The 8,160-nt window shown below is 37.7% G+C and carries 7 protein-coding genes and 1 pseudogene; 4 read left to right on the top strand and 4 right to left on the bottom strand.

Translation table 11 applies throughout. The features are described 5' to 3' along the window. The first annotated feature begins 743 nt into the window (after nt 1-743). Together MT390_RS16105 and MT390_RS16100 are read left to right on the top strand one after the other, a co-directional pair. Nucleotides 744-914 carry an acetyltransferase gene (locus MT390_RS16105; protein ID WP_166372195.1) on the top strand — a complete coding sequence of 57 codons (171 nt, stop codon included), beginning with the start codon at nt 744-746 and terminating at the stop codon, nt 912-914. After that, nucleotides 914-1,303: pseudogene (locus MT390_RS16100) on the top strand (type II toxin-antitoxin system death-on-curing family toxin). The gene MT390_RS16105 and the pseudogene MT390_RS16100 overlap by 1 nt, the downstream one beginning before the upstream one ends. Nucleotides 1,304-1,798: 495 nt before the next feature. On the opposite strand, the gene pnp reads toward MT390_RS16100, so the two are convergent. Further along, nucleotides 1,799-3,907 carry a polyribonucleotide nucleotidyltransferase gene (pnp, locus tag MT390_RS16095; RefSeq protein ID WP_499442108.1) on the bottom strand — a complete coding sequence of 703 codons (2,109 nt, stop codon included), beginning with the start codon at nt 3,905-3,907 and terminating at the stop codon, nt 1,799-1,801. Nucleotides 3,908-4,171: 264 nt separating this feature from the next. On the opposite strand from pnp, the gene MT390_RS16090 reads away from it, so the two are divergent. After that, nucleotides 4,172-4,858: a glutathione S-transferase gene (locus tag MT390_RS16090; protein WP_499442107.1), complete on the top strand. Its 687-nt coding sequence runs from the start codon at nt 4,172-4,174 to the stop codon at nt 4,856-4,858. 145 nt (nt 4,859-5,003) lie between these two features. Here MT390_RS16090 and MT390_RS16085 read toward each other — a convergent pair whose 3' ends face one another. Next, nucleotides 5,004-5,669 carry a TenA family protein gene (locus MT390_RS16085; RefSeq protein WP_499442106.1) on the bottom strand — a complete coding sequence of 222 codons (666 nt, stop codon included), beginning with the start codon at nt 5,667-5,669 and terminating at the stop codon, nt 5,004-5,006. Between the two features lie 270 nt (nt 5,670-5,939). Here MT390_RS16085 and MT390_RS16080 point away from each other — a divergent pair, with 270 nt between their 5' ends. Next, nucleotides 5,940-6,320, top strand: coding sequence for a VOC family protein (locus MT390_RS16080; protein ID WP_499442105.1), 381 nt, complete (start codon nt 5,940-5,942; stop codon nt 6,318-6,320). Nucleotides 6,321-6,443: 123 nt separating this feature from the next. On the opposite strand, the gene MT390_RS16075 is transcribed toward MT390_RS16080, so the two are convergent. Together MT390_RS16075 and MT390_RS16070 are read right to left on the bottom strand one after the other, a co-directional pair. Beyond that, on the bottom strand, nt 6,444-7,247 hold the full coding sequence (locus tag MT390_RS16075) for an ABC transporter ATP-binding protein (RefSeq protein WP_166372190.1): 804 nt from the start codon (nt 7,245-7,247) through the stop codon (nt 6,444-6,446). Then, nucleotides 7,244-8,149, bottom strand: coding sequence for an ABC transporter permease (locus MT390_RS16070; protein WP_499442104.1), 906 nt, complete (start codon nt 8,147-8,149; stop codon nt 7,244-7,246). Before MT390_RS16070 ends, MT390_RS16075 begins: the two co-directional genes overlap by 4 nt. Nucleotides 8,150-8,160: the final 11 nt, after the last annotated feature.

The following is an 8,160-nucleotide window of genomic DNA, read 5'->3' as shown; positions in this document are numbered from 1 at the left end:
TTTTATCCCTGCTGAGTAGTTACCAAAATTCTTCATATATTCTCGATTACCGAACTGAAACCTAACATCTTATTAGATGACAAAAAGTCATATTCCCATCGGAAAGACGGCAAACATTTAATAATTAATAATAGACTTAGACTACTGTAATTATTATTTTAATCAATAATTTAAAATCAAAGATGAAATATAAATCATGTAGAAAGATGATAAAATGCAGTATTTACGACGGAAAGATTGCAAAATCCTAGAGTGTATAAATAAACATATGTTTCTTTGCCGTAAAATCAATGAAGAGTTACTCTATTTGATTAAGAAAATCCCCCCCAAAAATAATCGACAAATCTACAACCTCCCACCGTTGAGCTTTCCCAAGCAATGAATAACTTTCAGCAACAGCAAACAGGACGTTTGCTGTAAGTTCATACAGCACATCCATGTGCTGAATGAACTGGTGCGTTGAGAAAGTTATTGGTTGGTTGGATTAGAAAGCGATTCGCTATGCCTTTTTCTTTCATGAGTTTCTTTTAACAAAAAGTAAGTGACTTACTATAAGAGAAAAACAATATAAGTAATTAATTAAAAATACATTAACTAATATAAAAAATACCGATAAACTGAGCTTTTAGCTGTTAACAGTAGTAATTTACTAAGAACCTAAATTGTCATTAGCGCTTAAAGATATTTATGTATAATAAATTGTTAGCTTTACGCTATAATCAACTTTAATATTAGAGGTAATTATGAATAAAAAAATTGAAAGATATGGTGTAAATGCTGTTGAAAGACCTTCAATTAAAGCGACGAAAAACCTTGATTTATCGGGTGTATATGGTCAGCAAATTGTAAAATCTGAAACTAAACTAGCACTTAGAACACATAAAAAAACCTTTCAAAAGTTGGCTAATATGTAATGGATATTATTTGCTTTCCATTTGAAAGAGTAATTGAAATCAACAATATCATTTTATCAACCGAACCTGGTTACAAAGGATAAGTTGATGTAGCTAAGTTACAAGGTGCACTTGGACGCGTAGATAACGCAATTGTTTACCAAGGTCTTGATGATATTTTTGAAATAGCTGCCAAGTACACTGTTAGTATTTCTATTTCCCATGCCCTTCCCGATGCAAATAAACGAACAGGTCTAGCTGTAGCGCTAGAATTCTTATCTCTCAATGATTATGAACTCACTACTGATAATGACCTTTTTGCTGAAGCGGTCCGAGATTTAGTTATTGATGAGTTAACTGAACTAGAGTTTGCTGACCTTTTATATTCCCAATATATAAGCGAGCAATAATCTTAAGCGCATCACTATAGATATGTAGTAAGTCATCTTTTTTCTCTAGATATTCTCTTCAGACATAAAAAAAGCAAGCCGAAGCTTACTTATAAAGTTAGCGCTAAAACATATCTATGTTACAAAAGACACTTAGAAAAAGTTACTCAGCTGCTGGAGCTGCTTCTTTCATAGAAAGACGTACGCGACCTTGGCGGCTTATTTTAAAACCATGGCTTCTAGTACTTTAACTTTAACTTCTTGACCTTCTTTATTTTAAATAAATAAGAAGCTGCTAATAATGAGTAACCGAAACGTAGTTTCGCAGTGCGAAGAAGGAACTGATACTTTTTGAACACGCTCTTCACCATTATTTGAGGCATAGGTGGGATGTGAACTAAGCCGTCTTTTTCTTTATCAAACAATTTTCTTACAGGTATAAAAAAAGCAAGCCGAAGCTTGCTTATAAAGTTAGCGCTAAAGTGTCTCTATATTACAAAAGACACCTTAAAAAAATTACTCAGCTGCTGGAGCTACTTCAACTTTATCTGCTGCTTCTTTCATAGAAAGACGTACGCGACCTTGGCGGTCTACTTCTAGTACTTTAACTTTAACTTCTTGACCTTCTTTCAGGTAATCAGATACTTTTTGAACACGTTCTTCACAGATTTGTGAGATGTGAACTAAGCCGTCTTTACCAGGAAGAATATTAACGAAAGCACCGAAGTCAGCTAGACGTACAACTTTACCGTGGTAGATAGTACCTACTTCAACTTCAGCTGTAAGTGCTTTAATGCGGTTGATTGCATCTTCAGCTTGCTCACCAGAAGTTGCAGCAATTTTAACTGTACCGTCATCTTCGATTTCAATAGTTGTACCTGTTTCTTCACAAAGAGCACGGATAACTGCGCCGCCTTTACCGATAACATCACGGATTTTATCAGTGTTGATTTTCAGTGTGTGAATACGTGGAGCAAACTGAGAAATGTCAGAACGACCTTCAGAAATAGCTTCATCCATAACAGTAAGAATATGTAAACGTGCAGCTTTTGCTTGGTTTAAAGCAATTTGCATGATTTCACGTGTGATACCTTCAATTTTGATATCCATTTGTAAAGCAGTGATACCGTTAGTTGTACCTGCTACTTTAAAGTCCATATCACCAAGATGATCTTCATCACCTAAGATATCAGAAAGAACAACGAACTCTTCGCCTTCTTTAACTAGACCCATCGCGATACCCGCAACAGATGCTTTAAGTGGAACACCAGCATCCATAAGCGCTAGAGAAGAACCACAAACAGAAGCCATTGAAGATGAACCGTTAGATTCAGTGATTTCTGATACAACACGTACTGTGTATGGGAATTCTTCAACAGAAGGCATTACCGCTAATACACCACGTTTAGCTAGACGACCGTGACCAATTTCACGACGTTTAGGTGAACCAACAAAACCAGTTTCGCCTACACAGTATGGAGGGAAGTTGTAATGTAATAAGAAGTGATCTTTCTTCTCACCCATTAGGCTGTCGATGATTTGTGCATCACGTTGTGTACCAAGCGTAGCTGTAACTAATGCTTGAGTTTCACCACGTGTAAATAAAGCAGAACCGTGAGTACGTGGTAAAACACCAGTACGTACGTCAAGTGCACGGATGCTTTCAGGATCACGACCATCGATACGTGGCTCACCTTTAATGATGCGCGTACGTACAACAGTTTTTTCTAAATCATGTAGGTATTCGCCTACTTGTTTAGCTACTAATGCTTCGTCTTCAGCTAATAATTTTTCTTTAACTTCAGTAGTGATAGCTTTGATTGCGTCGTAACGCTCGCCTTTATCACTGATTTGGTAAGCTTGTTCAAAACGCGCTTGTGCTTCAGTTGCAATCGCAGCATCTAATGCTTCGTTACGAACTGGTGCAGACCAATCCCATTTAGGACGTGCAACTTCTGCAGCGAACTCTTTGATTGCTTCAACAACTACTTGTTGCTCATCGTGACCGTATACTACAGCGCCTAACATTACGTCTTCGCTTAGGATAGCGGCTTCTGATTCAACCATTAATACTGCGTTGTCAGTACCAGATACTACAAGGTTAAGATCACTTGTTTCTAATTCTGTTTTAGTTGGGTTAAGTAGGTATTGACCTTCTTTGTAACCAACACGAGCACAACCGATAGGACCGTTAAAAGGCATACCAGAGATAGACAGTGCCGCAGATGTTGCGATCATAGCAACGATATCTGGGTTAACTTCTGGGTTGATTGAAACAACAGTTGCAATCACTTGTACTTCGTTTTTGAAACCAGCTGGGAAAAGAGGACGAACTGGACGGTCAATAAGACGTGCAATTAGCGTTTCTTCTTCTGATGGACGGCCTTCACGTTTGAAGAATCCACCTGGGATTTTACCCGCAGCATATGTTTTTTCTTGGTAGTTAACAGTCAGAGGGAAGAAATCACGCTCTTGATCATCAGCATTTTTACCAACAACAGAAACGAATACACAAGTATCGTCCATGCTACACATTACAGCCGCAGTTGCTTGACGTGCAATTACGCCAGTTTCTAGTGTTACCGTATGTTCGCCATACTGGAAACTTTTTACAATAGGAGTCATTTTTTTTCCTTTAATAGTATTATTTTCATTTTGCTTTTTATCGCGCCGACAGTATACGTCAAGCAACGCGCTTTTAAAATTTTTTAGATGAATATTTTAAGATAAACAAACCTATAGAATCAAAAATTAACAGACACAGATTAAATGTATTAAAAAGTGTACAAATAAGTGAATACAACACCGACTTTATTTTTCGATACTAGCTCAGCTAACAGAGTACAGGTAATATATGACCAATTTACGTCTGTTTAATTGAGCCTATTAATGACCACACAATACTCCAACATGCCGATACTTTATTCACTGCAACATTGCCCTTATGCAATGCGAGCACGTATTGCGATTTTTAAATCCAAACAACCAGTATTAATACGGGCGATTAAATTAAATAATAAACCAGCAGAGATGCTCGCGTTATCAACGAAAGGCACCGTACCGATGTTGGTTTCTCAAGTAGATGGAATAGACACAGAAGTAGTTGAAGAAAGTCTCGATATTATGTTGAAGGTACTAAAGGACAACGACCCAAATCATTTGTTATCCTCTCAAGGTAACGAGCCTCTTGCTGAAGTTATTACAATTATTGATGACTTTGAAAAACACTTTTTTGTAGCGGTTGAGGCCTATAAATGTGCCAAACGTTATCAAGAAACCAATATCATTGAACGCCGACAAGCCTGTGAAGTGTATCTTCAAAAATTAGAAGTACGTTTATCTCAACACGCTTTTTTAAGCTCTGAACACGAAGGTTTATTAGATATTGCCTTGATGCCTTTTGTTCGCCAGTTCTCGAAGGTCGAGCGTCAATGGTATCAACAATCGCCCTACCCCAAACTTCGCGCTTGGTTAAATCATTATTTACAAAGCCCAATGTTTACTAAAGTAATGGCAAAGCATGAATTATGGGTTGATGGCCGTCGAGATATTATTTTTGGTGATGTGCAGAAGTAAAAGCTCACTATCAATATTTGGACATTGAGCTTAATGTAAAGTGTAAGACCAACACACCTAGACTATGTATTGGTGGCTATTGTTGATAGCTATTGTTGATGACTGTTTTTTGGTGACTATTATTGAAAATAATTATAAATAGCTATTATTTATAACAAGCATCAAAGAACTGTTTTTCTAATAACACCGCTTGTTGAAAGTAATCTTGCATTGTTTGTTGTTGCTCTACATCTGCATTATTAAATGCAGTATCAAGTTGAGAACGTAAATGCTCAACTACCGATTCAAAATATTCACCAGAATGTAAGGCAACCCATTCTCCAAAATAGAAGGGTAATGTTTTAATCAATTCAGCATAATCTGTACGTTCAAAAACAGGTTGTGCCCAACTTAAATACACCCACTCGGCAACACACAAAACAGCCACCATATTTCCGTATTCATCACTGTTAGCCGCTTTTAGCATTAACGCTTGAAAATCACGGGTTGGTTTTAATAATTCAGGGGTGACTCGTTCAGATTGAGCAACATCTAATATGTTAAAAGATCGTTGAAAATAGGTATTCTCCGGACCTGCGATATTCCCTAGAAAATGGGCTAATGGCAAACGGTCAGGAAGAGTTGGAGCATGGTGTATAGCAGAAGCCGCTAAGCGTACAAAGTTATCAATGAAAGTATAATCTTGAGCTAAATAAATTTTCATTTTATCTAATGGCAGACTGTCATCTGCAAGTTCAGCACAAAAAGCATGGTTTGTTGCTGCTGACCAATCGTCAATACACGTTTGTTTTAATTGTTCACTTGGGCGCATTACTCTTCCTAATTCAATTTATAATGATTAAAAGAAACAATATTACTAGTTTCAATTGATTATGTTCTTATTATATTTAATCCATTACCTATAAAGTCATTACCTATAAAGTCTAAAAATTGAATTTTTGTCGTCGCCCTCTCTTTAAACAAGCCTAACTTTACATAAAGTATATCCCTTGCTTGTTCGCTGTTACCCTTTGTTGGTTATTATTTAGGTTATCCATTACGTTAATTTTTTAGAAAGTAAATTATCACTAAGGAGAAAAGTATGTCCATGAACCCAGTCGGTTGGTTTGAAATTTATGTCGATGATTTAACCAGAGCTAAAACATTTTATGAGGCTGTGTTTGAGGTTATTTTAGAAGTACTAGGTGATCCTAATGACTCAAGCATTCAGATGCTGGCTTTCCCTTCTGATATGGAAAAATATGGTGCGACTGGCGCATTAGTTAAAATGGAGCATGTTATTGCAGGAGGAGGCGGCACCCTTGTTTATTTTGCATGTGATGATTGTGCTATTCAGGCTGAAAGAGCAAAAGCCGCAGGCGGTTCGATACAACGGCCTAAAATGGATATAGGTGAGTACGGGTTTATTTGTTTAGTGTTAGATTCTGAAGGTAATATGATTGGTTTACATTCAATGACGTAATTGCACTTACTATTCGAATCTAGGTTATGCGAATCTAGGCTATGGAAATCTAGAATTGGTAAACTATTTTCCTATAAAAAAAGAGCCCTTAGGCTCTTTTTACGTTACTGGAGTTCAGAGAACTTAAGCACCTAACAATAATTTATCATCATCTAACTCTTCGCCATCTGTACGTGCTTGGGCAAATAGATTTAATAAATCTTTCACTTCGTAATTAGCGCGTTGCTCACCGGCTAAATCAAAGATAATTTTGCCTTCATGCAACATGATTGTACGAGAACCGTGGTCTAACGCTTGACGCATTGAATGGGTTACCATCATCACGGTTAATTGCTTTTCAGCAATGATTTGTGAGGTGATATCCATGATTAATGCCGCTGTTTTTGGATCTAATGCTGCGGTGTGTTCGTCTAATAACAGAATAGTGCTTGGCTGTAGAGCCGACATCAATAAGCTCACCGATTGACGTTGACCACCAGATAATAACCCCATCTGACTTTCTAGACGGTCTTCAATGCCTAAATTCAAACGCGCTAACTGTTCACGAAAAATTTCTCGTGTTTTAGTGTTTAGTGCAGGTGAAAGACGTCCTCTTTTGCCGCGGCCATAAGCTAATGCCATGTTTTCTTCAACGGTTAAATCACCACAAGTTCCTGCTAATGGATCTTGAAAAACACGTGCAATATCTGCAGTTCTTCCCGTTGCAGGTACTTTAGTTACATCACGCTCACCAAATAGAATTTGCCCTTTGGTACTATTGATATCACCAGCAATTGTATTTAACAGTGTTGATTTACCAGCACCGTTAGAACCAATAACAGTAACAAATTCACCTTGCGGTATGGTTAAGTCAATACCACGTAATGCTAACTTTTCAGTGGGTAAACCACGATTAAACGTAACGTGTAACTCTTTACAACTAATCATGCTTCTTTCCTCGCTGCTTGTTTAGCTTTCCATTCATTACGTAGCTTAGGAAAGATCAATGCCAAGGCAACCAGTACTGCCGTGATCAAGTTTAAATCTGACGCACTAAAACCTAAGAAATCAGCATTAAGAGCCATAGAAACAGCTAGTCGATACAATACAGAACCAACAATACAGCTTAATACGATCACATACATTGAACGGCTAGCAAACAATGATTGACCAATTATTACTGCGGCTAAACCAACCACGATGGTACCAATACCCATAGTAGAATCGGCAAAGCCATTGGTTTGAGCAAACAATGCGCCAGCTAATCCCACTAACCCGTTGGAAAGTGCTAATCCAGCATAAACTTTTTGCTTGACCACAATACCGTTTGCTTGTGCCATACGCTTATTAGAGCCTACAGCGCGCATTGCTAATCCATATTGTGTTTTTAAGAACCAAGCGATTAATAACCCGCCAATCAACGCACAAACAGCTACAAATATAACGCGCATATACATATCAGGCAGACCAAATATGCCTTCGAAAGGCGTTAAAATCGTCGGTTCCATGATTAATGCTACGTTTGGTTTACCCATTACACGTAGGTTAATCGTATACAGAGCTGTCATGGTTAAAATACTGGCTAACAAATGTAGAATGTCAAAACGTAAGTTTAACCATGCAGTGACTAACCCTGCACATGCGGCTGCGATGGTACCTGCAACGGTTGCTAAAAAAACATTAACGCCCATTACGATCAGGGTTGCTGTCACAGCAGCCCCGAGTGTAAAACTACCGTCAACGGTTAGATCTGGAAAATCCAAGATACGAAAAGTAAGGTATACCCCAATGGCAACTAAGCCGTAAATGAGGCCAATTTCTAACGTACCTAAAAATGAAAAAAGTGACATATTGTTCCGTT

This window comes from Vibrio sp. 2-Bac 85 (assembly GCF_037546705.1).
Classification (GTDB): Bacteria; Pseudomonadota; Gammaproteobacteria; order Enterobacterales; family Psychromonadaceae; genus Psychromonas.
Note: the sequence above shows the minus strand (reverse complement) of the source record. Positions and strands in the feature narration are given on the sequence as shown.

Excerpts from the sequence above, each read along its gene's own strand:
- MT390_RS16105 (WP_166372195.1), top strand. The coding sequence starts at position 744 with ATGAATAAAAAAATTGAAAGATATGGTGTAAATGCTGTTGAAAGACCT.
- pnp (WP_499442108.1), bottom strand. The coding sequence starts at position 3,907 with ATGACTCCTATTGTAAAAAGTTTCCAGTATGGCGAACATACGGTAACA.
- MT390_RS16090 (WP_499442107.1), top strand. The coding sequence starts at position 4,172 with ATGACCACACAATACTCCAACATGCCGATACTTTATTCACTGCAACAT.
- MT390_RS16085 (WP_499442106.1), bottom strand. The coding sequence starts at position 5,669 with ATGCGCCCAAGTGAACAATTAAAACAAACGTGTATTGACGATTGGTCA.
- MT390_RS16080 (WP_499442105.1), top strand. The coding sequence starts at position 5,940 with ATGTCCATGAACCCAGTCGGTTGGTTTGAAATTTATGTCGATGATTTA.
- MT390_RS16075 (WP_166372190.1), bottom strand. The coding sequence starts at position 7,247 with ATGATTAGTTGTAAAGAGTTACACGTTACGTTTAATCGTGGTTTACCC.
- MT390_RS16070 (WP_499442104.1), bottom strand. The coding sequence starts at position 8,149 with ATGTCACTTTTTTCATTTTTAGGTACGTTAGAAATTGGCCTCATTTAC.